The organism is Neobacillus muris (assembly GCF_943193175.1).
GTDB classification, from domain to species: domain Bacteria; phylum Bacillota; class Bacilli; order Bacillales; family Cytobacillaceae; genus Neobacillus; species Neobacillus muris.
This window is the reverse complement of record NZ_CALPDF010000017.1, coordinates 40,489-66,616: the sequence shown is the minus strand read 5'-3', so window position 1 is coordinate 66,616 and position 26,128 is coordinate 40,489. Positions and strand designations below refer to the sequence as shown.

Genomic DNA, 26,128 nt, shown 5'->3' with positions numbered 1-26,128 from the left:
GTGAACAGATGGTTACAACCAATCTCCCGACAAAGAGCGAATATGAAAACGCAGTGGCTGAATTAAGAAAATTAAACAATGAGCTTTTTTACGATGACTTTAAAGAGAAAATCAAGCAGTTAGAGAGTCATTTCGCACAGCTTGAAGACCTGAAACAAGAAATCCAGGTCCTGCTTGCAACGAATAAAAGTGAAATTGTCGAAAATAACCAGCAATTCTTAGAGGATGGACAGGCACGCCTTTTAGCCGCTAATGAAGAGCTCCAACAGAGGATGGCCCTATTTACAGAAAAAACGAACGAAGTGCATCAGGCAGCAGTCGACAGTAATAAGAATGTGCTTGAGAAAGCTATGGTATCAATTGGTACTGTTTCTGAAAGCATTACTGATTTTTTGCACAAGGTAACAGAGGCAAATGAAAAATATCAAACGTTTCTTTCTCAAAACGAAACATTTGTCTCTTTGGCAAAAGAACAGTTATTGTTAGCGGAAGAAAAAATGGGCAGCCATGTCAAAGAGCTTCAGGAACTGGAGAATCGTTTGGAAGAGCTCCAACAAGCGTATGAGGGCATGTTCCAAAAACATACAGAATCCATAAAATCGATTATGGTGGTAAGAGAAGAGGCATTTGTCGATAAAATTACCCATCAGATGGAAAACTGGACAGCGGTACATGCCAAGTTCAATGAAAATCTGAGATTTGATTTTGAACAATGGCAGAATCAACTCGATTCCTTCATCAAGAGACAAAATGATGAAATGCTGCAAACCATTTCAGAAAATATGGTCAGTAAAGAGGAGTTTTTCAAGGCGGAGAAAAAGAATCAGCTCCGCTCCGTTTGTCTCATTTCCGTAATGATTGTGGAGGCTGTCCTAATTGGCATCAGCTTTTTTATGTGATAGAAAGATTTAGAATAAAAGAGGCTGCTCTATGAGTCGGGGAACTGACTTTGGGCAGCCTCTCTATCTATCTTATGAAATTCTTGAAAACATTCTTGTTAATATACGAAATAGGATTCTTGGTTTCATTAAAGCTGTGATGGGGCTTAAAAGGTTCATGACTTTAACGAATGAATGATAGGTTTCCTGGTCTCGTGCTGATAAAAGAAAGATGTTTTTTGAATACCACTGCATGATGGGAAGGCCAAATGGTCTTCTCCCTATTGTAGCAGGGTAGCGAAAGTTTTCTGTAGTGACCATGCTCCAAATGGGGGCAATGATTTTTGCTGCCTGTTTATGGAAAGCCCGAATCATTTGCTGCTGGGACTGGTTCTTATTTTGAAGCAGTTTTTGCAAGGCGAGTGCCTCTAATACAGCTATGCTCATGCCTTGTCCGAAAAAGGGATCCATTCTGCACATCGTATCGCCAATCAGCATTAGCCCATCGGGAAGCTGCTTTACTTTTTCATATTTTCTCCAAGTCATTTGCGGGATCCGAAAAACGGAGATGCCGGTTAAAGGAGCTGCATCCTTTAATTCTTGATAGATATCGTTCTTTGGCAGCTTTTTGGCGAGCTCAATAAAATGGTTCTCGTTTTGAAGGACCTCTTTTTCGTTTATCGCATCATGGTAACCTATGAAGGTAACAATATATTGATTATCCTCGACTTTTGAAATCATTCCTCCTATTTTTTCCTGAGGGGGATTGGGATAAAGCAGTTTAATCGTCCAATCCCTGTTCCTCTCAGCGGGAAGCTGGAAGGTTCTGCTTACGTAACGGAGCCCAATTTTCACCTTTTCTTCTGGAACAGGAATTCCTCTTCCTTTTGCCCAGCTGGCGGTCATGCTGCCGGCTCCGATGGCGTCAACAACAAGGTCCGCAAAGATGGTTTTGACAAGATTGCCTGCCTTGATTCTGACGCCGATAATTCGATTCTCATTTTCATTATACTCAAAATCTTGGAAGGAATGGTTATATAGAATCGTTACATTAGGAAACATTTTTATTGATTGCTCCAAATGCCACTCTAAATGAGGGCGTGTTTGAAGGGTTGTTGTATAACCGCCTTCATAACGAAGCTTCCACACACCATGGTGAAACCAAGCAAGATCTCGAGTAGAGTTGATTTTTACAGCTCCCGTGGTATAAAATTTTTCTGTTATGCCAGGGAATAGCTTTTCAAGGCCATGCTCACCAGCCTGAAGGAGGGCATGGATATGGCTGCCTTGTTGAGCGCCTTTTCTTGGAAAGGGGCCCGACGGTTGTTCGTCCCGCTCTATAACAATAATCTCTTGGTAAAAATCGGACAACACACGAGCTGCCAATTTCCCCGCAATGCCTCCACCTAAAATGATAGCTTTTTCTCCGTGATGCAAAGGACAAACCCCCTGTTACAAATCAAATACATTCATTATGATAGCATACCTATATGGAACAATCCCCATCTTGGAACACAAAATCTATTAAATGTGCAGAAAATGTACTTTCTAGTAAAAAAGGTATGGTAATATTATTTAGAAAATAAAAATTATTTCAAATAAGCATGAATGAAAACCGTCATTTTCTATGTCTAATTGACTAAAGAATGCAATCCGTATGAAAACTTCCAACAATAGAGAGGTGATAGAATGAAAAAAGTTTTGGAACTTCCCCTAAGGCTTTTTTGTATAATTGCCGGAAGCATTTCTGTTTTTGCCATCCCTTACTTATTTGTCATGGGGGATTCGGTAACGTTCACTTTAGATCCTTTATGGGATTTCATGAAGCTAAGACTCATGGCACTTATGGAATTAACTGAACCGAACTCGTTGAATCTTTTGGACCAGCTGAACGCAGCTGAATCTTATCGCTATACAATGGCCATTCTAGCGATATCCCTGGCAGTGGTGATCATCAGCGGCATCTTTTGGGCGATCATAGTACAAATGGCTCCGAGAATCATTCGTCAAGCATTAAGGAAGGTACTTGATTTCTTTGAAGTGGTTCCTGATTTATTGATTATTTTTTTGTTTCAATTTGTTATTATCGCTCTTTATAAAGAGACAGGGCTTAAAATCCTGCAACTGTACGGGATGTTTGGGCATAAGCCGATATTTGTTCCCATTGTAACCATCTCGTTTCTTCCATCCCTGATGCTCATGCAATTTCTGATAAAAGAATTGGGGCAGGAAGAGTCAAAGGATTATGTCCAATACGATATAGCCAAAGGACTTGCCCCGTTTCGGATTTTGCTGGTACATATGGTTCGGAATATTTTTCCGCTATTGGTCATCCAATTAAGGACAATCCTATGGATTCTCCTGTCTAATCAATATTTGTTGGAGTATATGTTTGAGCTTCCAGGAATTACAAAAACATTTAAGATTGCCTTTAACCAGGGAGACTTTTTAGTGCTGTTGATCTTATTGTTAGTATTTACAATGCCATTGTTAATCATAGAAGCCATCAGTTACTTGGTGTTTAGGTTTTATAATGGGAAGGAGGCCGCCAATTTATGATCAGCTATAAAAAAACAGCTATTGGTGCTGCGCTTCTTCTTCTATTGTTTCTGGCCAGTTATCTATATCCTTTTTATGGCCCTGCTGATTTCAACAAAGGAATCCTCGCTTATGATGAGAGCGGCAATGTGATTGGAAGAGCTCCGTTCCCACCATCGCCAGAACATGTTTTGGGAACGGACCGAAACGGGCAGGACATGCATCTGCTTTTATTGTTTGGAGCTAAATACACCCTCATAGCCGCTATTATCGTTGCCATTTTAAGGGCTTTATTCGGGGGGATCGCAGGTGTTTTCTTGTCGCTGTATGCCCCTTATTTGAAAAAGTATTTCAAAGACTTTTTTATTATCTTTCGGTATATTCCCGCCATTTTCCTGTGCCTTGTTTTAATGGGGCCTGTTGTTGGTGCGTTCGAAAAGCCGCTTGATTCGGTTGTTCTCTATCAGCTTATGATTCTTGTATTTATGGGTTTCCCAACGGTAGCGATTTTTACTTCAGAGCTTGCCGATGAATTGTTGGGCCAATCGTTTGTAAAAAGCTCTTTCCTGATGGGGGCAGGCAAATTCCATATTTTTCGGACGCATTTGCTGCCCTATTTCAAATCTTACGGGGTTCTGCTGACATTTCAGCAATTGTTAAGCACACTCCAGCTGACCATGCATTTAGGGATTTTCGGCTATTTTCTTGGAGGGCAAACGATAGGAGGGACCTTTGGATATGAGGAACCGCCAAAGGCAGCTTCTTTAACAAATGAATGGGCGGGATTAGTCGGGCAGAATTTTAATGATTTTATCAGGGCTCCGTGGGTCATCTTCGTTCCCATCCTAGGATATTTGGCCGTCATCTTAATCATCAACATGATGAAAAAAGAACTCGAAGGAAATATGAATGGAATGACTGTCAGAAACAAGAAACAGAACAAGGCAAACCAAAAGGCAGGAGGGGCATTTAACAGCCTTTCACCCAATCTATTCGAATTTGTTAAAATCAAACAGGCAGGGCCGACTGTTGAAAAACCAGCAGGACGCGGCAAGAGGTTCATTGGAGGGAAAATAGGTGCGGCCATTGCGGCGGTGTTTGTTTTAGGTGCCATCACACTTGTTGAGAGTAAGGAGAAGGGCGAATCTAAAACGGAGGAAATGAAGACAGAGACTAAGCCAGTCTCTTCCAAGACAGTACTGGCAGGCGAGAAGCAATCAAAAGAAGCGGAAGAAAAAGTCTATTCGGTTGGGGAAGAGATCAAATTAGTGAGTTCATCTCTGATTGTTACAAAGGTGGAAAAGTCACAAGGGAATGATGAAGAAAAACCGAAGGAGGGCAATGAATTTATCATCGTGACAATTCAAATCATGAACACAGGAAACGAAAAGCTGGAATATAGCCCGGATTATTTCAATCTCCTAAACCATAAAGGAGAATATATTATTCAGCCGCTGCTAATGATCGATATTGAAACTACACTCTCTTCTGGGGAAATCGCGCCAGGCGCGAGTGTAACGGGTACACTTGCGTTTGAACAGCCCGTTAATGAAAAGCTTCAGCTTCAATATTACTCTCGTACAGATCTGACTAAAATAACAGTAAATTTACAGTGAGCGGTAATGCAGATTCTGTTTTGGATTATATCGCTGCAAAGGGGGCAGTCCTTTTAGGTCTGCACCCTTTGCTTTTTGGACAGACCCCTTTTCTGACCATAAAGCGACAAGATCATTTGGCAGAAAAGGGGGTTAATAGATTCGAAATCACCTTTAATGCTTCCTCTTCATCCTCTCCCCGTGCCATGATGGTTATATCCATTCCCGCCATCAATAAAGTAATGACCCCAAGTATACTTTTGGCATCAATCGTAAAGTTCGCCCCTTTAATCGATATGTCACTCTCAAAGCTGTTTGCCGTCTTAATAAAGGTAATTAAATCATCAACAGACAAGTTGTTTGAAATTGTCATTTCTTTCACTCTCATGTTATTTGCTCCCAATTAATTTAAAGTTAAAAATGCATTCATGAGTCCTCGATATAGAATATGTATTAGATTCTAGAAATGTACAGGTTCTCCTATAAAAAAACTTCATTGACAATAAAATTTCATATTTGACATTATGGTGCGAAATGATCAAGTGGAAAGGATGCTGAACAGCAAACGGCAGGAAAAATTCTCTTTTATCTATTAATTATTAATAATAAAATTATTGTAAAATATCTAAATATTAACTATAATACTATTTATTAAATTTCTATTAAGGTAAAGTGATAGAGAAATAAATAATCCAAAAAAACGGTAAAATGTTGGAGGGGGAATTAACCATGAAACAACTTTTCAAAAAATGGAATCAATTAAGCTTGGTCATGCAAATCTTTATTGGTTTAATCATTGGAATCATTTTGGCTGTATCTGTTCCGCAAGTTGCTAAACCACTTGTCCTATTTGGCTCTCTATTTGTGGGTGCCTTAAAAGCTATTGCCCCGATATTGGTTTTGTTTTTGGTTATGTCGGCCATCGCACAGCATAAGAAAGGCCGGCAAACGAATATGCAATCAATTATCATCCTTTATCTTTTAGGCACCTTTTTTGCCGGTGCCGCTGCCGTCATTGTCAGTTTTCTCTTTCCTGTCAATATAACCCTGACTAAGGGAGCTGATGACTTGGCTGCTCCAGGGGGTGTAGTGGAGGTTCTCAAAACCTTGCTCATGAATGTCGTCGATAATCCAGTTAAAGCGATTTACAACGCGAACTACGTTGGGATATTAGCGTGGGCAATCGTTTTAGGCGTGGCATTAAAATCTGCCGAGGATACAACCAAGACCATGCTGGCCAATTTATCTGATGCCGTTTCAAAGATGGTTTCATGGGTCATTAAGTTAGCTCCACTAGGCATCATGGGATTAGTTATTGAATCGATCACGACAAATGGCATTGATTCCCTATTAAGCTATGGAAAATTGCTTGCCGTTTTAATCGGCTGTATGCTTTTTGTGGCGCTGGTCGTCAATCCGATAATCGTGTACTTAAACATTCGTCAGAATCCCTATCCGCTAGTGTTAACTTGCTTAAAGGAAAGCGGAATTACTGCCTTTTTTACCCGCAGCTCAGCAGCCAACATTCCGGTGAATATGAAATTATGTGAAAAATTAGGATTAGATAAGGATACCTATACTGTCTCTATTCCATTGGGGGCTACCGTCAATATGGCTGGGGCTGCCGTGACGATTTCGGTTTTAACATTGGCAGCGGTTCACACACTAAACATTCAAGTGGACATTCCGACCGCTATCCTGCTTAGTGTATTGTCAACTGTATGTGCAGCGGGAGCATCAGGAGTTGCTGGAGGCTCTTTATTGCTGATTCCGGTTGCCTGCAGCCTGTTTGGCATTTCGAATGATGTGGCGATGCAGGTCGTGGGGGTAGGCTTTATTATTGGCGTGTTGCAGGACTCCTTTGAAACGGCCATTAATTCCTCTACAGACGTGTTGTTTACCGCTGCAGCAGAATTTAGAAAACGACGCAAGGAAGGGAAAAAGATAACCATCTCCAAAGCTTCTTAATCATGTGCAGTGTGATTTTTCTTGATATCACACTGTTTTTATTTTTCCATATTTTATATATGGCTGTTTTATAGGAAAATACGATAGGGTTGTTGTGGTATCGAGAAATCACAACTATAAATATTTGATACAAATGCAGCATATTTATTGATTATAAATAAAGCGGGGCTGTCTATTAAGGAGTCAGACACCTTAATAGACAGCCCGCTGATTTTTAGCTTTCATTTTTTTTAATGGGTAAAGTAATTTGAAAGGTAGTTAAATGATCTTTTGAAAAACAATGAATTTTGCCCTTATGCTTTTCCACGATATTCTTACAAACAAACAGGCCGATTCCTGTACCAAGTTTCTTTGTCGTGTAGAAGGGCTCAAAAATATATTCTATGGCATCGGGATTAAGGGGCGAACCGTTATTAGAGACATTAATCGTAATTTGATCAAAGCCCGCCTCTGTATCAATGTTAATTCGTCTCTCGTTTTCTTCCTCGCATACCGCATCAACGGCATTCATCAAAAGATTTAAAAAAACCTGCTTTAACTCATTTCTGTCACCGTTTATTTTTATGTCCTCTTCAATATTGGAGATAATCTGTATATTTCCATCGACGATACTGGGATACAAAAAATCCATTACTTCTTCTAATAAGAAATTGATTGTAATGTCCTCATTTTTAGTTTCGAATACGGTGTTCATCTTTGATGTATGCAGAAACTGGGTTATTCTAAACTTCAGCTGGTCTAATTCTTTACTAATTACATCTAAATAAGGCAGATCAGGATGCTGATTTTTTAATAGCTTAATAAATCCCATCACAGAAATTAGCGATGATTTGATACATCAAAAAACCGTTTTTCCTAATTAGTTCTTTATTATCTATGTTCTCATGGACGATAATTTCTTCTTCCCAAAAATGCAAGAATGTTTGCTCATTTTCGATTAGAAATTGTCCTAATTTTTTATATCCGTAATTTGTATGTACATTTATTTCCATAACATACCTGCTTTCTATTTTAAAAAAAATAGGACACATTGTTCCAATTATGCAGTCCCAATTTCCTGATTTCTATCTGATTTTTCTAAGGAAAATATAACATAAAATATCCAACTTTTATACAGTGATTATTATATAAAAGAAAATAATATTTATTGCATTTTATGATAAATTCAGGCGGGATTTCAGAGGCCATAAAAGCTTGAATAGACTCGTCTCGATAATAAAATGCTACTATAATATGAGACAGGTAAGAAAGGAGAAGGATCCTTGGAAACCAATGAAATTTTAGCCAAGAAAATCTTAACTGAGGCAAAGGGGTACTTAGATAGCGGGTTTACCTATTCCTTGAATCCATATAGCGGCTGCGCATTTGCCTGCAAATACTGTTATGTTCGAGAAATGCCTATCCAAAGGTTTAAGGGAACTCCATGGGGGGAATGGCTGGATATCAAAACTAATGCAGCAGAAAATTATCAAAATGAAATAATAAAGCTGCGCAAGAAAAATAAACCAGTGAATATTTTTATGTCCTCCGCAACCGACCCATACCAGCCTATCGAGAGAACAGCCAACATTACGCGAATGCTATTGGAAGAAATGGTTGAAAATCCGCCTGACTTTCTGCAAATCCAGACACGAAGTCCGCTTGTCACAAGGGATTTGGATTTGTTCGCAAAATTGAAAGAGAAATGCGAAGTCCTTGTATCGATGACGGTGGAAACTGACCGAGAAGACATAAAACAGCTGTTTGCCCCTTATTCGCCCGGAATCCAACTGCGAATCAAAGCATTAAAAGAGCTTCATGATGCAGGAATTCATACGCAGGCTTCGATTTCTCCTGTATTGCCATTTACTCCTGACTTTCCAAAGATATTGGACGGTCTCGCTGATCATATTTGGATTGATACTCTAAGTATTGGAGACGGATCTATGGGAAAACGGTCAGAGAGGCTGGGCATGCCTGACCTATTTGAGGAGAAGGGGTTATCAAAGTGGTACCGCAAAGATCTCCATCTTATGGTGGAAAAGTATTTTAGTACATATTTTCATCGTGAACGGATCCGGGTTTCACAAAAGGAAGTTTTCCCAAAATTAAAACAAACTTTCCGATAACTTTTTCAATTCGACTTTAACGTTAAAGATAGATATAATGATGGAGGAACTTGGCTGGAGGTGGTATTTTTGAAAGAAGAGTTATTAAAAATAGATGATGTAGCCAAACAAAGTGGTTTAAGCAAGAGGACGATTCGATACTATGAAGAGATTGGGATCCTGCAACCCCCTGAACGAAGCGAAGGAGGGACTAGGCTGTATCATCAGGATCATGTTGAATTTTTAAAAAAAATTACGGTTGCCAAAGAGGTATTAGGCCTTACCTTGCAAGAAGTGCAGCAATTTATTACGCTAACAGACACCATTGAAAGCCAGAGAGCAGAATATCGGAAGGCATCCGCCCCAGGAGAGCAAAGGGAAATGCTGGCTGAAATGATTGGAATTCTTGATAAACAATTAGAATTACTAGAACAAAAGATGGGAAAGATTCTCAATGTCCAAACGGAGTTAGTGACTCTAAGGGAGAGGGCCAGAGCTGCTATTGAGAGAATTGACCATAAATAATGACCCGATCAAAATCATGGCCATTCATTAAAAACATGACTATTTACCCTAAATCTAACGTTGACGTAAACGTTAGATTTTTATATAATATGCAAATAAATAAATTATAAAGGGGTATAAAAATGTCATCATCTTCATTATCCTCAACTTCTGTCATAGAAGAAGGAAAATCCACAGGCCATTCAAAGGCGGTTTGGGCTGTTTTTTTTGCCAGTATTATTGCCTTTATGGGCCTAGGGCTGGTTGATCCTATTTTGCCGGCCATCTCCAAACAATTAAATGCCACTCAGAGTCAGGTCACATTGCTTTTCACCAGCTATAATGCTGTTATGGCTGTCGCCATGTTAATTACAGGGGCAGTTTCATCACGTTTGGGGATCAAAATGACGCTTTTATCTGGTGTGGTGATTATTGCCGTTTTTTCTGCTGCCGGCGGTTTGTCCGATCATATTTGGTCAATTGTTGCCTTGCGCGGGGGATGGGGCCTTGGAAACTCATTATTTGTTGCAACTGCTCTTACTGCGATTGTGACATTATCCAAAAAAGGAACAGCAAAAGCGGTTATTTTATATGAAGCTGCCATTGGTCTTGGTATTTCTGTTGGTCCGCTGCTTGGCGGGGAATTAGGCGCTATCACCTGGAGAGGCCCTTTTATAGGTGTAGCAGTGTTAATGGTGCTCGCCTTTATTTTCTTGTCGGTGTTGATGCCGGGAAATAAAAAACTGAATGCGGGAGAGTCATCGCCTGCTAAGAGTACTTCTTTGCTTGATCCCTTCCGCGCGTTAAAGCATCGCTCGATATTAGTGTTCGGCATAGCAGCCTGTCTTTATAACTTTGGCTTTTTTACGCTGCTTGCTTATGCGCCGTTTGTGATGGGACTGGATGAGCATGGTCTTGGTTATGTGTTTATCGGCTGGGGTGTCTTGCTTGCTGTCACTTCCGTTTTTATGGCACCTAAGCTGCAGCAGCAATTTGGAACGATTAAATCTATGTGTTTCATGCTTTTCTTATTCTCCCTATTATTACTATCGATGGGAATTTGGACAGATACACAATGGTGGGTCATTGCTGCGGTCATCCTAGCAGGAGCTTTGCTTGGAAATAATAATACATTGATCACAACAGCGGTGATGAATGCAGCCCCAATTGAACGATCCACTGCTTCAGCTGCTTACAGTTTTTTACGTTACTTGGGCAGCGCAGTCGCACCGTTTTTAGCAGGTAAATTAGCAGAATGGTTTTCCCCGCATGTGCCATTTATCGTAGGCGGATGTTTTGTTCTCCTGTCTGTTCTGTTTATTTTGGCTAATCGTTCTCACATCTCTCATGTAGACAATGTGGAGTCCGCACATTAATTACTAATGTAATAGATTAACAGAAAAGAAGGCTGAATAGTCTTCTTTTTTTTGTTGATTTCCAATCAGCAGATTTTCTTTTTCCGCTGATGGCGCGAGAATAAAATAAGAAAGAACGGTTAGGAACCATTCTTTCTTCGATCTCAGATCATTCTGAAGAGGAGGTAATGACTTTAACTTGTGTGCCAGGATAATAGTGTTCAATGATTTCTTTGTAAGATTTCCCTTTTTCCGCCATTTTATTTGCTCCCCATTGACTCATGCCAACACCATGCCCATTCCCATTGCCACTTACCTTATATAAAAAGGGATTCATTTGAAACGAATTGATTAAATAACTTCTAAACAAAGCTCCCCCGATCATCGGTCGAATTCTTTTTAACGGAACATGATCGAAAGCGACTTTCTCGAATAAAATGGTGCCATCAATCAGCCTTCTCATAAATTCGATTTGAATCGAGCCTTGCAGCGACCTTTGTGATTCATTTTTATGTTGATCGATTGCAAAAAAGGGGACACTCAGAATTTTTATTTCACCTGTATACCCATTTTGATTAAGCCAAGTTTTCATAGCAGCGGTAATTTTATCATCCATTTCTTCCAGTCCTTCCCACCAATTTGAATCATTCCAGTTAATTTCATCCCATTCGATTTGTGTTTTGTTTAAAGTGAATGTCCAGGGGAAAATGGGATCATAAGGGTCTTGTTTGATGGGAAAATACGGGCTTGCTTTGCCGCCCCAGACATTTTCATCACTTTCGGTCATCCCGCCATTGCTGGCAGAATAAAAAGCGATGATGGGTTTATCCTGAAAGGTAATGATTTCTCCTTTTGTTTCATTTACAGCCTGTTTTGTTTTATCGAATTGATTGTAGCCTCCGTAGACTTGATAGTGAATGGTGTCATCGATTTTCGCATTTTTATGGGTGATGGTATAAGTGCGGGCTGCTAAAGTTTGAGCTTTTAAGGCCTCAAGATTCCAATTTGGAAAAACTTCAAAGGGGACTACTCCCTTTAAGTAATCTTCTAATAGTAATTGATTGACGGGCCGAATGTATTTTTTATCCTCAATATGGAACTCAACTGCCCCCATATAAGGTCTGCCATTCATGTAGAGTAGATGATTTTCATCATAAACGTCTGGATAAACAATAAAGGGATTGTTTATTTGAGTTTTTGACTTGCCGCATTGAAGATATAATTTCCCATTTTTTACTGTAAGTGAATAATGATTTCCTTCCTTTAACTTTGCTGCTGAACCTAATGTTGAGTAACTGCCTTTTATGTGGAGGGATAAATTAGAGCTGTTTCCGATATAATTTCTTAACCTTACTGAAATCATTTCTTCCGCAAGCACATCACCAGCAAATGAAACTAGAAAAAAGATACATATCAAAGTAATAAGAGTTTTCATATCCATAGTATTGTTAATAGAAATATTGATTATTCCTTAATTAGGATAAGCCAGAAATACCCTATGCGGATTGGCTGAAAGGAATCAATATGAAATAGGTGGATATTTGGACAAATGATCGGAAAAAATACAAAACATAAAATCGGGAGGTGAACCAGTTGGAGATGATTCACGAACCAAAATTAACTTCTTCTGAATTAGCCACTTTGTGGAACACCTACATGGCTGATACCATGGGGAAATGTATTCTCACCCACTTTAAACTAACAGTAGAGAATGAAAAAATTGAAAAAGTAATCGATTCGGCATTGCAAATTGCTGATGACCACATTAAAACGATTACGGGATTATTCCAAAAGGAAAAAATAGCTGTCCCTCAGGGATTTAATGAAAATGACATACATAGGAATGCTCCTAGATTATTCTCTGATATTTATTATTTACGTTATCTGGAGCATATGGGGCGTACAGGGCTAACTACTTATTCTCTAGCCAAAGCTATTGCTTCAAGAAAAGACATTCGTGATCTATATAAAAAGTGGTACAGTCAAACCGAAAGCTTGTTTGATTTCGCATCGGATTTAGCTCTTGAGTTGGGGACGTTTGTTAGATCTCCCTATATGGATTATCCAAAAAAAGTCACATTCGTAGAAAATGATGATTTTTTGGGTGATTTTTTTGGGAAACAACGGCCATTATTAGCGATCGAGATTGCACATTTAGGTACAAATATTGAAGTTTGTCATGTAGGACAAACTCTTTTAATGGGATTTAGTCAAGTTGCTAAATCAAAAAGCTTAAGACATTTTTTTCAACGGGGATCTAATATTGGTAAAAAACAGGTAACCACTTTTTTCGAAATTTTAAAGGATAGCAATACTTCCTATCCCTCAACATGGGACGCTTTGGTAACAGACTCCATAGAATCTCCGTTCTCAGATAAATTAATGTTGTTTCAAATAAATTTACTTAGTGCTATTGCATTGGCGGATTTTGGAACAGCTATTGGCGGGAGTGTAAGGAAAGACATTGGTTTGATCTATGCAAGATTGATGGCTGAGTTGTCAAGCTTTGCTGAGGATGGAGCTAAACTTATGATAAAAGAAAAATGGCTGGAAAACCCTCCTCAAGTGCATGATAGAGACAAGTTGATAAACCGTAAGGACAAATAATTGATTAGAAGCTCTGAATAATTCACGTTCATACATGTTCCTCTACAAAAAGGGTCCCTCATGGAAGAGACCCTTCGAAAATATATTATGAGCAGCAGTTGGCTGTGCCGTTTATTTGATCCGTTGCAGAGCAGCAATTCACTTGTTCAGTACTAGGCTCTTGTGTGCAGCAGGCAGTAGCATTTTCACTGAATGTTGCTGCGTCTGACTTTGTATAGAAGAACTCCCACTCGTTTCCATCCGGATCATGAACCCAAAATTTATCTTGAACAGCATAACAGCAGGTCGTATTGATTTCGTCATATTGTGAGAGAACCCCGCTTTGTTCAAGTCTATTTTTGTGGGCAATGACTTCCTCTGTACTTTCCACTTGAAATCCAAAATGTCCAACTTGATTACCTTTAACCTCATTCTTAAGATTAAGAGTGATATTTAAGCCTGGTGTTTCGAGCAGGAATTTCGCATAATCCGGCTTGGTCTTCACTGGCTCCATGCCAAATAGTTTAGTGTAAAACTCCAGGGATTTTTCTAAATTGGTTACATTTAAACCTACATGAGCATACTTCATTTTAAATTCCTCCAACTTTATATTTATTTTGAATATCGTAAATAGGGAATCAATCAAAACAAATTTCTTTTTAAAAATGCTATTAACTAACATCAGATCTGGCAAACTTGCACGGTAAAAGATCAAGTAGAACTTGCTCAAATTAATGGCCTGCAGCAGACGGTTGACTTGGACATGGCTTCATTTAACAGTTTGACCGAGTTTATTACCATGTCACGTTCAAATCCGCTCATGTGAGAGAACACTTCCTCCAAATACTGGTTCATTTGCGCATCAATGGAAGCGGCGACATAATTCCCTTCAGTCGTCAAGCTAAGCTGGGAGACGCGTTTATCATCAGGAAGCGGTGTTTTTGAAACCAAGCCCATTTTGACCAGCGTTTGGATTTGCCGGCTAAAGGTCGTAATATCGATCCCCAAGGTATCCGCGGCCTGCTGCATCGATGGTTTATTTCTGCGAAGAAGTTCGTAAAGGATATGGCTCTGGACCAGGGATATTTCGCTGCCGCCAATTTGGCAGCAATTCTTATTTAAAAGTCCAAATCGCCTTGTCATGATCTGGAACTGTTCACGTATATTTTCCATTTTTTCCACCTCAGTTATATTTATATAATACTTATTTGTATTTTGCAACTATTATTGGAAAAAATTTTATAAAATGGTTTTAATTATAAACGACAGAGGGGGGAAACATGGGGCTTAATCTTATTCCAAGGCAAGCAGTAAGGGTATTTAAAAACCTAGGAAAATTAGACAGACGCTTTGTCGATGTTATGATTATGGAAAAGGTTTTTGTATAAATTTCTAGAATTTTGGCCGTGGAATTCAATTAAAATAAATGAAAGGAAGGAGGGCCTGTTGTCAAGGTTCCCCACTTTTTATCGGGTCAAGCGATTAGGGCCTTAACTGGCTGCTGCTTAAGGGAAGAATAGGCACACTCTCTCTTTTAAACTTTGCAAGACTTCTTCTGGAACCTCCCTGACCTTGATATCTCCACCAAGGAAAAGCAGCCAATTGGTTATTTCAGCTAAATCTTCGGGCATATTAACATTGATATATGTCTTAAGAATGGCAGTGGTTTGGTATGGATTCGTATAGGAAATTGAAACTTTGAAAGGGTGGTATTTTTTGAATTGGGCAATCGCTTTTGGGCCAAGCTCAAGGACAAGATTGATCTCTTCTTCCTGCTTACCTAGTTTCTCTAAAATCTTTTTCATGCTTAATCTATTTTTTGGCTGGTAAGGTTCGACATCGGTGAGCTTGTCTACAGGGAAAATCTGCTTCTTTTCTTCCTTTAAGTCAAATCCTTCAATCAGCCAAAGACTTTTTTCGCGATAAAGGTGCAAGAGAAAAATCGGATAAGACTTGAATACCTTTTCTTCTTGGATGGTAATCAATAAATATCTATCCAAAAGAATGATTTGAAAGAGTTTTTCTAACATAGGATGAGGGAGGTCTGACAGATCAAGCAGGTCAGGATTATTCGGATTAGTTCCTTCAAAAAGCAGAATTTGATTTAAAAGAACCAGGGTCTCTTGCTGGTTTTCTGATAGGAGGCCCAGCAATTTTTCAGCTAAAGATTGACGGCTTTTTAGATAGGGGAGCTGCTGGTTTCTTGTGGCCATAAAGGCAATAAAAAGAGCTTTGATTTCATTATCGGTAAAGCGGACATTGGGCAGGACTGAGTTGTTCATGACAAAATAACCCCCATCTCTTCCAACTTCAGCGATAAGCGGCATCCCCATGGCTTCAATTTCTTTGATATCCCTAATAGCTGTCGAACGAGAGATGTTAAATTCTTTCATGATTTCAGAAATAGTAAAATGGGCGCGGTTATTGATATACCGCATGATAATATTGATCCGTTCAACTTTTTTCATTAAGACCTCTAAAAAGTATCATTTTTTGACATGATTTAAGGCTATGATATACCTATCAAGTGAAGAAAACAAGTCATTTGAAATTTAAAAACAGAGGATGGTTTTGAGAATGGCAGACTATAGCATTGAAACAAAAGACAGCTTTACCGTTTTGGGAATTGGTACGGAGCTTAAGAGCCACTACACAGATTATGCTGGCATAAACAAGGAAAAGTCAGACTTTTGGCTGGCTGTCAGCCAAGATGGAACACTAGACTGGTTAAAATCCATAGCCGTAAATGGGTACGTTTTTGCCGTAAATGAAGCGGTGAATAACAAGATGATGCATTATGCAGGCGTCATGACCGAGACGCCTGCGCCGGAAGAAGCTAGAATGATCCAATTTCCTAAGGGGGAATACCTGGTTGTAAAAGGGGAAGCAAAGACAGCTGATCAATTGCATAATATGCTTGCTGGCATTGCCTTTGGTCAAGTTCTGCCAGAAGCAAGGGAATTTGCCTATGTTGGGGGGCCCAATGCAACGGTTGAGATGGGGAATCGAAACGGCCAGATTTATGGTGAAATGTGGATTCCGGTTGTGAGAAAATAAAAAAAGAAGGAGGGATGGAAGTGGCTGCTATCGTTGATTTTAGAAATGTAACAGCAGTTGGTTTCGAGTCTTCACCACAAGCGGAGGCACTTGCTGGTTTACGCGCACATGAAGCTCGTTACTTTATGAACAAATATAAGCATGAATTTACGGTTGTCCCTGCTACTGAAAGTCAGGAAACCCTTGATTATGTGAACCGAATTTTGAAAGAAGAACGTAATATTGAGTTTGCGGCCAAACCATTAGAAACGTCACGATTTCAAGTGGAAAATATCAAATGGGCCTTCGTCTTTTATGAGGATGGACTTGCGGTCAACGTCATGTATACGGTGGATGATCCTAAGAAGCGGGCTGTAGGTTTTAAGCTTTCTGAAGGGATGGAGGTACCAAAGGAATTAGAAGGGAAGTTTAAATTTGCCAGGCAGAAATCAAAACTGGCGGGAACTATTAGGGGCTCGTTTTTTGTCATTAAAGGTGAATATTAAAGCTGGCAAAGGAACAATCTTTGAAAAAAGAACCATTTTGAGTGAAAGCTATTTTAACTCTAAATAAAAGAATAGCTTTCACTCAATAACAGATCAAAAGACACGAACATTTTCCTTGGCTTGCCTTCTTTTATGTTACAATTGCTTTGGGCACTTCTTACTGTTTTTACCATTCATTAGATGAAATGATGATAAAGGTTATGAGGTTGCTAGAAAAATATATCCTAAACTCCTTAGAAGAAATATCCCTAAGTTTCGAAAAAGAAGAGGAGGACCATTTATGGAACAATCAACATTTACAAAAATTTATGATTATCACGTTTGGGCAAACCAAAGGATATTTGCGAAACTTAAGGAAGTGCCTGAGAAAAAGGTCCAAGAAGAAATTCAAAGCGTATTCCCAACGATACTAGATGCCGTCAGACATATTTATAGGGTGGATGTCGTTTGGTTTCATGTCATCTCAGGAAAAAATTACGAAGAGCTTGCAGTGTTAATGGGTGGTTTATTAGAGAAAATCCATACGATGACACTGGCCGACCTTGAAGAGGCCTATCACCATTTATCCAAGCAATATAGGGAATTTTTTTCTAGTTTAGGCTGCAAAGATCGTTCTGTTACAACGGAGCATCCACAATACGGCAAATTAGAATCAACCGTGTCTGATTTGGTTCAGCATGTTTCAAACCATGGAACGTATCACAGAGGAAACATCACGGCTATGTTGAGACAATTAGGATATTCTGGAGCATCGACAGATTACATTCTTTATTTATTTGACAGGCAGTAATTGGCATCATCATTTGACCGATAGGTTATAAATATACGTATCTGAGTGACTGAATATGAAAAAGGGAGGGTATGCCCCTCTCAGTGAAAATAAGATCCCCTTAGCGGTAATCAGCCAAGGGGATAATCGTGAATTAAACAGATTGCCGGCCCTCAAACGGGAAATCATCTCTTAGGTTCCGATTTTTAAGTAAACCAAAGAAATTTTCAATCTCCCGTTGTGCACTTAAGATTGAATCTGAACCGTGGATGACATTCTCCTCTTTAGAATGGGCAAAGTCCCCGCGGATTGTACCAGGCATTGCTTCCAATGGACTTGTCTTGCCAATCATGAGGCGTGAAATCTCAATAATATTTTCGCCTTCCCAGACCATGGCAAAGACGGGTCCAGAAGTAATGAAATCCACTAATTCGCCGAAGAATGGCTTTTCCTTATGCTCCATATAATGATATTCCGCCTTAGAACGATCAACGGTCATCAGCTCTGCCTGCAATAAGGAAAAACCTTTCTGCTCAAAGCGTTTCATGATCTCCCCGATCAAGCCTCTTCTTACTCCATCAGGCTTCACCATAATAAACGTGCGCTGCAAAGTCATACCATCACCTCTTAAACGTATTCTAACGAACTCCCAGTTTATAGAGATTACGCTAATCTCCTTTATGGGTTTAGTTTGTACGTTATCCATTATGGCGTAAACGTGCAGATTTCAAACCTTTCGTTCTTAAGAAAGACGTTCTCGGATGCTAAATCAATAACAAATCCTATTGGCACGACATTTATGTAAAGCAGGTCGTTTTAATCCTGATCGGGATAGATCTTAAACGTGTTTCTTCCTGCCTTTTTGGCGAGATATAGAGCATGGTCCGCTTCTTCAATTAAGGTACGAAGACTTTTATGATTGGAAACAGTGCTTAGTCCCATCGAGATGGTTAAAGAACCATTCGGCTGTTGCTCCTCACCCTGAAAGGGATAGGTTTCAACAAGACATCGAAACCGCTCAGCAATTTCCGCAGCCTGTCTTACGTTAGTCACATTGGTAAAACAAACAATAAATTCTTCCCCTCCATACCTGGCAAACACATCTTCTTCCCGCATACTATCCATTAAAAGCTGCCCTACTGTACGAAGGACAGTATCACCAGCAAGATGTCCATGTGTATCATTGTAATTTTTAAAATAATCCACATCGAACAGTGCAATAACGAATGGAATCTTTTTCCGAATTATATCCTCCACTTTGCTGTGAAAATGTCGCAGATTATATAGGTTTGTCATATAGTCGTGCCTTGATTGATATTCCAATTCTTTTATCGTAAGCAAATTGCGGTTTACATCATTGTTAATTAATCCAATCGTCAGTAAAGCGATGGTTTCAAATATACACATAAAAAGGATGGTTGCTCCAGTGGCTGGAGTGGTCCATAGCATTGAGATTGATTTGATTAATTCATAAATAAGAAATGCCGCTCCCATATGATTGAAATGAACCATTGTAAATGGAGGATTTACTGCTTTTTTTCTATGAAATAACGAACCGATTAGGAACGGTAATAATATCGATTGGATGATCCCTTGAATAACGGTAGGTCCTCCCATTTCATATCGAAGCCATGCTGGCAACAGAATCGTAATTAGACCATTTTTCCATCCGAATAAAAAAGAGGTGAAGAATATCGGAATAGCTCTTAAATCAATTCGCATTCCTGCCGCTTGGAGCGGATAATGCATAACCCAAATACTTAATAGACTACTGATTATGGCCGTCAGCCACAGTAATTTTAGCCATTTCTTCGTTTTAAGGATGATGAATTCCTTTAATTTATTGGCAATGTACATATAAGCAATAATCAGAGTGATGTTGCTTAGAAAAGTATCCATGACATGGTTCACAAACAGATTCTCCTTTTAGGCATCCAATCATAATTTCTGCGAAACAAATGGTTTGTATATCTATAATGGATTAGTTGAAGATATGAGTCAAATGACCTATTGTTTGTCCTTATTATTGCCGAGAGATTCATACCTAAAAGAAGCCTTATGTTTTAGGCTTTTTTAACCATTCACAATCTTCACTTACTGCTTTAAGATAACTATGAGAGTCAGGGACTTACGCTAATCGAGGAGGATACGATGAATACAGATCAAGCTTTTGACCTATTAAAAACTGCTGGATTAGAAGATGATCGAAGTGTCCAAACAGTTCGACGATGGCTTCGCGAGCAAAAAATCACCTATGAAGGCAAGTCAGGAGTGCGGACTAAAGATTGTATATTTCACGATACCGATCAAGCGATCTTCCTTTTAAAGGATGCAGGGGTTGCACCTGATATTGGCATTCAGGTCGTCAAACGCTGGCTGTTTGAAGGAAAAATCGAAAAGATTGGCAAGGGGAATCAGATGGCTGAATACCTTTCAAATGAACAAAGGTTAATGAAGCATAGGCCCTCTGATAAGGATAAAACGATTCGCGATTTAAAAATCAAAATTAAAGCACAGGATGATCATATTAAAGGAATCCAAGAAATCCATAAGACTTCCATCCAAGCACTTATCCAGCAAAGAAACAAATTACATAAAGAAATGCTGAGCCTTGAATCGGAGAATAACAAATTACAAATGGAAACAAAAAAAGTACTGGAGGAAAATATTGAATTGCGAAAGGAGCTCTTGAAGATAAAAGAAGAAATGGCAAGACAAGGCAAAAAAGACCCCGAAAAGCCTCAGAATGCCTCAACACCCCCAAAACTTGATTATCGACAGAAACTAGGTCTTTCAAAAACTGCCAGCCAGAAGGAAATTTTAGCTAGATTCAAGAAGCTGTTGAAGCTGACCCACCCTGACCATGGCGGAACTGCTGCAGCTTTTCATTATGTGAAAACAGACTATGATGAGTTTAAAAACAATATGAAATAGTTTTCCCAAAATAGCATTTGTGAATATTACCAAAATCCGATTTCAAATTTAGTCAAAATACCAATGACCTGTTAGAATTTTCTAATTATAATAGATGGTATTAAATTTGGACTGTTATTATGGAGGGGACAATATGAATGATCATTGGGGTGCCTTTATTAATAAGGAATTAAATCTAAACCCAAAAGCATCTGGAAAATTTAATGGCATCTCCTTTGCCGTTAAAGATGTCTTTGAAATCAAGAATATCCGCAATAGCGCTGGAAATCCAGACTGGCTGAAAACCCATCCGCCTGGAGCTCAAAATGCCCCTGTGATCGATGAATTGTTAAAAAATGGGGCGTCTCTTACAGGAACTACGCATACAGATGAACTAATGTATAGTTTAAATGGGGAAAATTATCATTATGGGACTCCGATCAATCCACGCGGTGCTGACCGGATTCCAGGAGGCTCTTCAAGTGGTTCTGCTGTTGCAGTTGCAGCAAGACTCGTTGATTTTGCTCTCGGTACGGATACAGGAGGATCTGTTCGGATCCCTTCCTCTTATTGCGGGATATATGGCATTAGGCCAACACATGGACTTGTCAATATAGAGGGAGTCATCCCCCTTGCTAAAAGTTTTGATACGGTCGGCTGGATGGCGCGGGATACAAAATTATTACTGGAGGTTGGCGAACTCCTCATTCCTAATGAAGATAGCTTGGAAGATACCGTCTTCTCTCAGCTATTTTTCGAAACAGCTGCCTGGAGCTTGGTTGAAGGGGATACAAAGGATCGATTATGGAAAGCCTTCGACTTGTTGAAAGAGTCAAATTTAAACAAACATTACATAAAGGCTGCAGAAAATGGGTTGTCAGCCTGGGCTGAGTTATTTAGGAGGATACAAGGAATCGAAATATGGAAGGAACATGGCGCTTGGATTCAAGAGGTGGCTCCCAAATTTGGACCCGGGATTGCTGAGAGATTCCAGTGGGCAAGTACATTGGATTCCAATGAATATGAATCACTTATTTTAGAAAAAACAAACATAAAAAATCAATTGTCCCATTTGCTTGGAGAAAATGGCTTATTAGTAATTCCAACGGCCCCTGGGGAGGCACCATTACGGAACTTATCAGTCAAAGAAATGGAGCGCTATCGTTCAAAAACGATGGAACTCACCTGCATGGCTGGATTAACGGGCTTTCCGCAAGTGACGATTCCAATTGAAGCAGCAAACGGGCTCCCAATCGGGTTATCTTTCATTGCCAATGAAAAACAAGATTTGAAATTGCTCAAATGGGTAACTCGTTATGTGGAATTACTTGAAAATAGATAAAAGGTTTTCGATGTGAATAATCACAGTGCAGACAATTGGACCCTAATTTTATATTTATGATCAATATGGAGAGGGAAGGAAAACATGATGTTTTTCTTCCCTTTTTGTTATGTGAAAAAAGACAGCGTTTTCATTGAGATTTTTAGTTGAAATGACCAATAAGAATCGAAAAGTTTGTAACAAATAGCTAATGTCAAATGATTCAGAAAACTATATAATGTGACTATATTACAAAGAGTGTTAGATTATATAACATGATTGAAAAATCAACATGGACCAGAGAGTTTAGTTGTTTGATTGTAATAAGATCTAACACTGATTACACCATTCCAATGAATCTATAAGCGATTAAGATGAAGGAGGGACGGCAATGGGAGCCATTCAAAAAGAAGTAGTTTGCTTCCGGCAGGTTGATAAGGTTTACAATACCGGAACTATTGCTCTTAGCCAATTTGATTTGTCCATCAGAGAAGGTGAATTTATTAGTTTCCTAGGTCCATCAGGCTGCGGGAAATCGACAGCCCTACGAATGGCTGCAGGTTTAGGCAACGTAACAAACGGAAAGGTGGAAGTGTTTGGACAAGACCCGAAAGAGGTGATTCGAAATACGAATGATATCGCATTTGTCTTCCAGGATGCCAATTTGCTTCCATGGAGATCTGTGCTGGATAATGTCCTATTGCCCCTGGAATTACGAGGGTCTGATAAAAAGGCGAGAAAAGAAACTGCCATAAACGCATTAGAAATGGTCGGTTTAAAGGACTATTTAAAATCGTACCCAAGGCAGCTTTCCGGGGGAATGAAAATGCGAGTCTCGATTGCCCGCGCTCTTGCAGCAAAACCAAAAATGCTGTTAATGGATGAACCTTTTGCAGCGTTAGATGAAATGACAAGACAAACCTTGCAGATGGATTTGTTGGATATCTGGAAAAAAGAAAATACGTCAATTCTATTTGTTACCCATAATGTTTATGAAGCAGTCTATTTATCTTCCAGAATTGCTGTGATGTCTGCGCGCCCAGGAAGACTTTCTAAATTGATCGAAGTCGATCTGCCTTATCCGCGCGAAAGGACCATTACCAGGTTTAACGAGTATGTGGAAATGGCCTCCAAAAGTCTTGAACACAGTATGGGCCGAAGGGAGCTGGTATAATGCCTGTCCAAACAGCAGTCACTAATAATCAAGAAATGGCAGCCAAGACAAGAGAGATTACGAGGGAGAAATTCAAGTTTAAGCTATCCTTAATCGGTCCCATTGCGGCCCTCATTATTTTTCTTGCAATATGGCAGTTCATCCCGATGCTGCTGGATATCAAGCCTTTTATCCTGCCGAAGCCGACGGATGTTTTGAATGCTGCGATAGAAGATTGGAATATGTTGTGGCCGGCTATCCAAATAACGGTGACGGAATCGGTCATTGGATTTTTAGTCAGTGCGATCGTTGGGATCACTGGTGCAGTTGTTTTAGCCAGCTCCAAGATCATTGAGATTAGTCTTTACCCATATGCAGTTATCCTGCAAACCATACCGGTTGTGGCGGTTGCGCCGATCATCGTTATTTGGTTCGGTTCAGGATATAACTCAATCGTCATCATCGCCTTTTTAATTGGATTTTTCCCAGTCGTATCCAATACTTTGATGGGACTGAATTCGGTCGATAAAAATATGAATGATTTATTTACATTATACAACTCATCCAAATGGCAAACGATGTGGAAGCTAAGAATTCCAGCAGCGATGCCTTATATCATGTCAGGTTTGAAAATCTCCTGTACGCTAGCCATCATTGGTGCGATCACTGGAGAATTTGTAGCTGGGATTGGCGGGGGAAAAGGCGGTCTGGGATATGCGATCACCGTTGCAGCTGTTCAGCTGAAGACACCGTATTTGTTTGCCTGCGCGATCTGCGGCGCCATTTTTGGAATTGTTTTTTATCTTCTGGTCAGCTTGATTTCCCACTACACGCTTCGGTCATGGCACGAATCAGCAATGAAGGTTGAAAAATAAATCATTACATATAAAAAGGGGGAAAAGGAAATGAAGGCTTTCAAAAAAATAAAATTACTCTTCATCGGATTGGCTTTGTTGCTTATCTTAGCCGCTTGCGGCGGGGAAGAGTCGGGCAGTTCGTCTGCTGGAGAAAGCTCGGGGGAAAATGGAAAAAAACTTACTGATGTAAAAATCGTATTGAACTGGTTTGCAAAAGCGCAGCACGGCGGGGTGTATACAGCACAGGAAAATGGACTGTTTGAAAAAAATGGCTTGAAGGTCACAATTGAACCGGGCGGCCCGCAAGTTTCTTCAATTAATATGGTGGCATCCGGCAAGGCGGAATTTGGTCTTGCGCATGCGGACCAAATTGTCAATGCCCGAAATGAAGGAATTGAACTGGTAGCTGTTGCGGCAGCGATGCAGGGAAGCCCACAGGCTTTTATGTTTCATAAAGGCAAAGGGATAGATGATTTTGATGAATTAAATGGCAAAAAAGTGTATATTCAGCCAGGAATTGTGTACTGGGAATTCCTAAAATCGAAATACGATCTAAGCAAGGTCCAGGAATTGACCCATACAGGACAACTTACCAACTTTATTAACGATGAAAATGCAGTAACCCAGGCTTTTGTGACATCAGAGCCTTACTTTGCAAAATTAGAAGGAGTAGAGGTAGAAACAAAACTGATCTCTGATGCGGGCTATGACCCTTACAATATTGTTTTATATGTTACAAAAGACTACCTAGAGAAAAACAAGGAAACCGTCACAGCAATGACCACTGCTTTTGTTGAAGGATGGAATCAGTACAAAGACACATATAAGGAAATTAACAAAATCATTCAAAAGGATGATCCTGACATTGAATTAGAGTCGTTGAATTTTGAATCTGAATCGCAGGCTGATTTTGTTTATGGACAAGATGCCGCAGAGCATGGGGTAGGGTATATGACAGAGGAGCGTTGGGCTACCCTGATCGAACAGCTGCATGATTTAGGTGTTTTAAAAGAAACATTTGACGCAAAAACCATTTTTACAACGGAATTCTTGCCAAAGAATTAGGTATTGGGTTGCCTGCTAAGCTTAGTACCCCCTATCAAGAGATATTTACCGTATATAGAGGAATTTGAGGATCCTTCCAAAAAAACTTTAGTTTGCGGTCCATATGAAGAAAAAGCAGCGGGAACGCGTGTAGTGGAGAACTTCACGGATTATGTTTTTATGGTGGTTTCTCGAAATTATGGATTTGCAGTGTCGGATGCGGATTTTATGAAATTTCAGGATACGGTATTTGAACAGGACAAGTGGATTATCGAGACGCAAAAACCGGAACTGCTTCTGCTGGATTTGCAGATGGAGCTGAACGATAAGGCCGATTTGTTATCTGTTGCCTACCGCCGCTGGCTATGAGAGTTAGGTGTTACGTTAGGAACGTTGTAAGTAACATAAAATTGAAAATTTAAAAAATAATCTATCCTTTACAAAAAATTTTTATATAATAGGGTTAGATAGGAGCGCTGCAGGCTATCTGCGGTGCTCTATTTTTTTGAGATAAAATGGGGGGAGGCAAAACAATCAATGTCTAATGAAAATGAGGTTTTGTTAGATAAAGAAAAACAAAATGCTTCAAAATGGAAAGTGGAAAGGAAAGAGGGCGAACCGACACCCGCATTTAAAGGGGCATCCTGGGCGGCCCTGCTAGTAGGTGCTGCGGCTTACCTTATCGGCTTATATAATGCGGAAATGGAGCTGAACGAAAAAGGGTATTACTTTGCCGTTTTAGTATTCGGACTCTATTCAGCAGTATCTTTGCAAAAGGCAGTAAGAGATAAAGAAGAGGGAATACCGGTTACCAATATTTATTATGGGATTAGTTGGTTTGCCCTTATTGTATCAATTGCATTAATGGGTATCGGGTTATTTAATGCAGGAAGTATTGTTCTAAGTGAAAAGGGATTCTATGGCATGGCATTTGTTCTTAGTGTATTTGCAGCAATTACAGTCCAAAAGAATATTCGAGATACGCAGAGAGCAAGAGAAAGAGAGTAAAATTTTCCCA

General features: G+C 39.6%; 28 protein-coding genes. 18 read left to right on the top strand and 10 right to left on the bottom strand.

Annotated elements, in window-relative coordinates:
* Positions 1-8: 8 nt before the first annotated feature.
* Positions 9-899, top strand: a complete 891-nt coding sequence (locus tag NFS43_RS12930) for a hypothetical protein (protein ID WP_251552089.1) — start codon at positions 9-11, stop codon at positions 897-899.
* Positions 900-971: 72 nt separating this feature from the next.
* Here the strand turns inward: NFS43_RS12930 and NFS43_RS12925 are convergent, their stop codons facing one another.
* Positions 972-2,315: an FAD-dependent oxidoreductase gene (locus tag NFS43_RS12925; RefSeq protein ID WP_251552088.1), complete on the bottom strand. Its 1,344-nt coding sequence runs from the start codon at positions 2,313-2,315 to the stop codon at positions 972-974.
* Between the two features lie 252 nt (positions 2,316-2,567).
* Between NFS43_RS12925 and NFS43_RS12920 the strand changes: the two genes are divergently transcribed.
* Both NFS43_RS12920 and NFS43_RS12915 read left to right on the top strand, forming a co-directional pair.
* Positions 2,568-3,437, top strand: a complete 870-nt coding sequence (locus NFS43_RS12920) for an ABC transporter permease subunit (RefSeq protein WP_251552087.1) — start codon at positions 2,568-2,570, stop codon at positions 3,435-3,437.
* On the top strand, positions 3,434-5,032 hold the full coding sequence (locus tag NFS43_RS12915; RefSeq protein WP_251552086.1) for a DUF4352 domain-containing protein: 1,599 nt from the start codon (positions 3,434-3,436) through the stop codon (positions 5,030-5,032). Before NFS43_RS12920 ends, NFS43_RS12915 begins: the two co-directional genes overlap by 4 nt.
* A 112-nt stretch (positions 5,033-5,144) precedes the next feature.
* Here NFS43_RS12915 and NFS43_RS12910 read toward each other — a convergent pair whose 3' ends face one another.
* Positions 5,145-5,399, bottom strand: coding sequence for an HPr family phosphocarrier protein (locus NFS43_RS12910; protein ID WP_251552085.1), 255 nt, complete (start codon positions 5,397-5,399; stop codon positions 5,145-5,147).
* 341 nt (positions 5,400-5,740) lie between these two features.
* On the opposite strand from NFS43_RS12910, the gene sstT reads away from it, so the two are divergent.
* A complete protein-coding gene (gene sstT / locus NFS43_RS12905; RefSeq protein WP_251552084.1) occupies positions 5,741-6,979 on the top strand; it encodes a serine/threonine transporter SstT in 1,239 nt (412 codons plus the stop codon).
* Positions 6,980-7,193: 214 nt separating this feature from the next.
* Here sstT and NFS43_RS12900 read toward each other — a convergent pair whose 3' ends face one another.
* A complete protein-coding gene (locus NFS43_RS12900; protein ID WP_251552083.1) occupies positions 7,194-7,790 on the bottom strand; it encodes a sensor histidine kinase in 597 nt (198 codons plus the stop codon).
* On the bottom strand, positions 7,777-7,971 hold the full coding sequence (locus tag NFS43_RS12895; protein WP_251552082.1) for a histidine kinase N-terminal domain-containing protein: 195 nt from the start codon (positions 7,969-7,971) through the stop codon (positions 7,777-7,779). Before NFS43_RS12895 ends, NFS43_RS12900 begins: the two co-directional genes overlap by 14 nt.
* Before the next feature lie 270 nt (positions 7,972-8,241).
* On the opposite strand from NFS43_RS12895, the gene NFS43_RS12890 reads away from it, so the two are divergent.
* The 3 genes from NFS43_RS12890 (at position 8,242) to NFS43_RS12880 (ending at position 10,946) form a co-directional block, all read left to right on the top strand.
* A complete protein-coding gene (locus NFS43_RS12890) occupies positions 8,242-9,087 on the top strand; it encodes an SPL family radical SAM protein (RefSeq protein ID WP_251552081.1) in 846 nt (281 codons plus the stop codon).
* Between the two features lie 69 nt (positions 9,088-9,156).
* Positions 9,157-9,591, top strand: coding sequence for a MerR family transcriptional regulator (locus NFS43_RS12885; RefSeq protein WP_251552080.1), 435 nt, complete (start codon positions 9,157-9,159; stop codon positions 9,589-9,591).
* Positions 9,592-9,713: 122 nt separating this feature from the next.
* On the top strand, positions 9,714-10,946 hold the full coding sequence (locus NFS43_RS12880; RefSeq protein WP_251552079.1) for an MFS transporter: 1,233 nt from the start codon (positions 9,714-9,716) through the stop codon (positions 10,944-10,946).
* A 148-nt stretch (positions 10,947-11,094) separates the two neighbouring features.
* Here the strand turns inward: NFS43_RS12880 and NFS43_RS12875 are convergent, their stop codons facing one another.
* On the bottom strand, positions 11,095-12,366 hold the full coding sequence (locus tag NFS43_RS12875; RefSeq protein ID WP_251552078.1) for a SpoIID/LytB domain-containing protein: 1,272 nt from the start codon (positions 12,364-12,366) through the stop codon (positions 11,095-11,097).
* A 158-nt stretch (positions 12,367-12,524) separates the two neighbouring features.
* On the opposite strand from NFS43_RS12875, the gene NFS43_RS12870 reads away from it, so the two are divergent.
* Entirely contained in the window at positions 12,525-13,532 is a 1,008-nt protein-coding gene (locus NFS43_RS12870) for a DUF3231 family protein (protein WP_251552104.1), read from the top strand.
* Positions 13,533-13,617: 85 nt separating this feature from the next.
* Here NFS43_RS12870 and NFS43_RS12865 read toward each other — a convergent pair whose 3' ends face one another.
* From NFS43_RS12865 to NFS43_RS12855, 3 genes are all read right to left on the bottom strand, one after another.
* Entirely contained in the window at positions 13,618-14,100 is a 483-nt protein-coding gene (locus tag NFS43_RS12865) for an ArsI/CadI family heavy metal resistance metalloenzyme (RefSeq protein ID WP_251552077.1), read from the bottom strand.
* Positions 14,101-14,237: 137 nt separating this feature from the next.
* The gene (locus NFS43_RS12860; protein ID WP_251552076.1) at positions 14,238-14,684 is read right to left on the bottom strand and encodes a MarR family winged helix-turn-helix transcriptional regulator; all 447 of its coding nucleotides are present in this window, start codon (positions 14,682-14,684) and stop codon (positions 14,238-14,240) included.
* A gap of 332 nt (positions 14,685-15,016) precedes the next feature.
* Positions 15,017-15,979 carry a helix-turn-helix transcriptional regulator gene (locus NFS43_RS12855; protein WP_251552075.1) on the bottom strand — a complete coding sequence of 321 codons (963 nt, stop codon included), beginning with the start codon at positions 15,977-15,979 and terminating at the stop codon, positions 15,017-15,019.
* A gap of 109 nt (positions 15,980-16,088) precedes the next feature.
* On the opposite strand from NFS43_RS12855, the gene NFS43_RS12850 reads away from it, so the two are divergent.
* The 3 genes from NFS43_RS12850 to NFS43_RS12840 all read left to right on the top strand — a co-directional run bounded on the left by NFS43_RS12850 (position 16,089) and on the right by NFS43_RS12840 (position 17,843).
* Complete coding sequence (locus NFS43_RS12850; RefSeq protein ID WP_251552074.1) at positions 16,089-16,568, top strand: GyrI-like domain-containing protein; 480 nt, start codon at positions 16,089-16,091, stop codon at positions 16,566-16,568.
* Between the two features lie 20 nt (positions 16,569-16,588).
* The gene (locus tag NFS43_RS12845; RefSeq protein ID WP_251552073.1) at positions 16,589-17,053 is read left to right on the top strand and encodes a phage tail protein; all 465 of its coding nucleotides are present in this window, start codon (positions 16,589-16,591) and stop codon (positions 17,051-17,053) included.
* Positions 17,054-17,333: 280 nt separating this feature from the next.
* Positions 17,334-17,843 carry a DinB family protein gene (locus NFS43_RS12840; RefSeq protein ID WP_251552072.1) on the top strand — a complete coding sequence of 170 codons (510 nt, stop codon included), beginning with the start codon at positions 17,334-17,336 and terminating at the stop codon, positions 17,841-17,843.
* A 133-nt stretch (positions 17,844-17,976) separates the two neighbouring features.
* Here NFS43_RS12840 and ndk read toward each other — a convergent pair whose 3' ends face one another.
* Both ndk and NFS43_RS12830 read right to left on the bottom strand, forming a co-directional pair.
* Complete coding sequence (gene ndk, locus NFS43_RS12835) at positions 17,977-18,432, bottom strand: nucleoside-diphosphate kinase (RefSeq protein ID WP_251552103.1); 456 nt, start codon at positions 18,430-18,432, stop codon at positions 17,977-17,979.
* Between the two features lie 206 nt (positions 18,433-18,638).
* On the bottom strand, positions 18,639-19,733 hold the full coding sequence (locus NFS43_RS12830) for a diguanylate cyclase (RefSeq protein ID WP_251552071.1): 1,095 nt from the start codon (positions 19,731-19,733) through the stop codon (positions 18,639-18,641).
* A gap of 240 nt (positions 19,734-19,973) precedes the next feature.
* On the opposite strand from NFS43_RS12830, the gene NFS43_RS12825 reads away from it, so the two are divergent.
* The 7 genes from NFS43_RS12825 to yiaA all read left to right on the top strand — a co-directional run bounded on the left by NFS43_RS12825 (position 19,974) and on the right by yiaA (position 26,118).
* Positions 19,974-20,756, top strand: coding sequence for a hypothetical protein (locus tag NFS43_RS12825; protein ID WP_251552070.1), 783 nt, complete (start codon positions 19,974-19,976; stop codon positions 20,754-20,756).
* Positions 20,757-20,889: 133 nt separating this feature from the next.
* Complete coding sequence (locus NFS43_RS12820) at positions 20,890-22,077, top strand: amidase (protein WP_251552069.1); 1,188 nt, start codon at positions 20,890-20,892, stop codon at positions 22,075-22,077.
* Positions 22,078-22,447: 370 nt separating this feature from the next.
* Positions 22,448-23,230: an ABC transporter ATP-binding protein gene (locus NFS43_RS12815; RefSeq protein WP_251552068.1), complete on the top strand. Its 783-nt coding sequence runs from the start codon at positions 22,448-22,450 to the stop codon at positions 23,228-23,230.
* Complete coding sequence (locus NFS43_RS12810) at positions 23,230-24,084, top strand: ABC transporter permease (RefSeq protein ID WP_251552067.1); 855 nt, start codon at positions 23,230-23,232, stop codon at positions 24,082-24,084. Before NFS43_RS12815 ends, NFS43_RS12810 begins: the two co-directional genes overlap by 1 nt.
* A 30-nt stretch (positions 24,085-24,114) precedes the next feature.
* Positions 24,115-25,131 (top strand): ABC transporter substrate-binding protein, encoded by a 1,017-nt coding sequence (locus NFS43_RS12805; protein WP_251552066.1) that lies wholly within the window; start codon positions 24,115-24,117, stop codon positions 25,129-25,131.
* Between the two features lie 132 nt (positions 25,132-25,263).
* A complete protein-coding gene (locus NFS43_RS12800; protein ID WP_251552065.1) occupies positions 25,264-25,479 on the top strand; it encodes a hypothetical protein in 216 nt (71 codons plus the stop codon).
* Between the two features lie 168 nt (positions 25,480-25,647).
* On the top strand, positions 25,648-26,118 hold the full coding sequence (gene yiaA / locus NFS43_RS12795; RefSeq protein ID WP_251552064.1) for an inner membrane protein YiaA: 471 nt from the start codon (positions 25,648-25,650) through the stop codon (positions 26,116-26,118).
* Positions 26,119-26,128: the final 10 nt, after the last annotated feature.

What these genes read in the sequence shown, in the direction of transcription:
- NFS43_RS12920 (WP_251552087.1), top strand. Translation starts at nt 2,568, where the DNA reads ATGAAAAAAGTTTTGGAACTTCCCCTAAGGCTTTTTTGTATAATTGCC.
- yiaA (WP_251552064.1), top strand. Translation starts at nt 25,648, where the DNA reads ATGTCTAATGAAAATGAGGTTTTGTTAGATAAAGAAAAACAAAATGCT.
- NFS43_RS12880 (WP_251552079.1), top strand. Translation starts at nt 9,714, where the DNA reads ATGTCATCATCTTCATTATCCTCAACTTCTGTCATAGAAGAAGGAAAA.
- NFS43_RS12840 (WP_251552072.1), top strand. Translation starts at nt 17,334, where the DNA reads ATGGAACAATCAACATTTACAAAAATTTATGATTATCACGTTTGGGCA.
- NFS43_RS12810 (WP_251552067.1), top strand. Translation starts at nt 23,230, where the DNA reads ATGCCTGTCCAAACAGCAGTCACTAATAATCAAGAAATGGCAGCCAAG.
- NFS43_RS12805 (WP_251552066.1), top strand. Translation starts at nt 24,115, where the DNA reads ATGAAGGCTTTCAAAAAAATAAAATTACTCTTCATCGGATTGGCTTTG.
- NFS43_RS12815 (WP_251552068.1), top strand. Translation starts at nt 22,448, where the DNA reads ATGGGAGCCATTCAAAAAGAAGTAGTTTGCTTCCGGCAGGTTGATAAG.
- NFS43_RS12930 (WP_251552089.1), top strand. Translation starts at nt 9, where the DNA reads ATGGTTACAACCAATCTCCCGACAAAGAGCGAATATGAAAACGCAGTG.
- NFS43_RS12900 (WP_251552083.1), bottom strand. Translation starts at nt 7,790, where the DNA reads ATGGGATTTATTAAGCTATTAAAAAATCAGCATCCTGATCTGCCTTAT.
- NFS43_RS12825 (WP_251552070.1), top strand. Translation starts at nt 19,974, where the DNA reads ATGAATACAGATCAAGCTTTTGACCTATTAAAAACTGCTGGATTAGAA.
- NFS43_RS12820 (WP_251552069.1), top strand. Translation starts at nt 20,890, where the DNA reads ATGAATGATCATTGGGGTGCCTTTATTAATAAGGAATTAAATCTAAAC.
- sstT (WP_251552084.1), top strand. Translation starts at nt 5,741, where the DNA reads ATGAAACAACTTTTCAAAAAATGGAATCAATTAAGCTTGGTCATGCAA.
- NFS43_RS12895 (WP_251552082.1), bottom strand. Translation starts at nt 7,971, where the DNA reads ATGGAAATAAATGTACATACAAATTACGGATATAAAAAATTAGGACAA.
- NFS43_RS12865 (WP_251552077.1), bottom strand. Translation starts at nt 14,100, where the DNA reads ATGAAGTATGCTCATGTAGGTTTAAATGTAACCAATTTAGAAAAATCC.
- NFS43_RS12855 (WP_251552075.1), bottom strand. Translation starts at nt 15,979, where the DNA reads ATGAAAAAAGTTGAACGGATCAATATTATCATGCGGTATATCAATAAC.
- NFS43_RS12875 (WP_251552078.1), bottom strand. Translation starts at nt 12,366, where the DNA reads ATGGATATGAAAACTCTTATTACTTTGATATGTATCTTTTTTCTAGTT.
- NFS43_RS12910 (WP_251552085.1), bottom strand. Translation starts at nt 5,399, where the DNA reads ATGAGAGTGAAAGAAATGACAATTTCAAACAACTTGTCTGTTGATGAT.
- NFS43_RS12860 (WP_251552076.1), bottom strand. Translation starts at nt 14,684, where the DNA reads ATGGAAAATATACGTGAACAGTTCCAGATCATGACAAGGCGATTTGGA.
- NFS43_RS12850 (WP_251552074.1), top strand. Translation starts at nt 16,089, where the DNA reads ATGGCAGACTATAGCATTGAAACAAAAGACAGCTTTACCGTTTTGGGA.
- NFS43_RS12870 (WP_251552104.1), top strand. Translation starts at nt 12,525, where the DNA reads ATGATTCACGAACCAAAATTAACTTCTTCTGAATTAGCCACTTTGTGG.
- NFS43_RS12915 (WP_251552086.1), top strand. Translation starts at nt 3,434, where the DNA reads ATGATCAGCTATAAAAAAACAGCTATTGGTGCTGCGCTTCTTCTTCTA.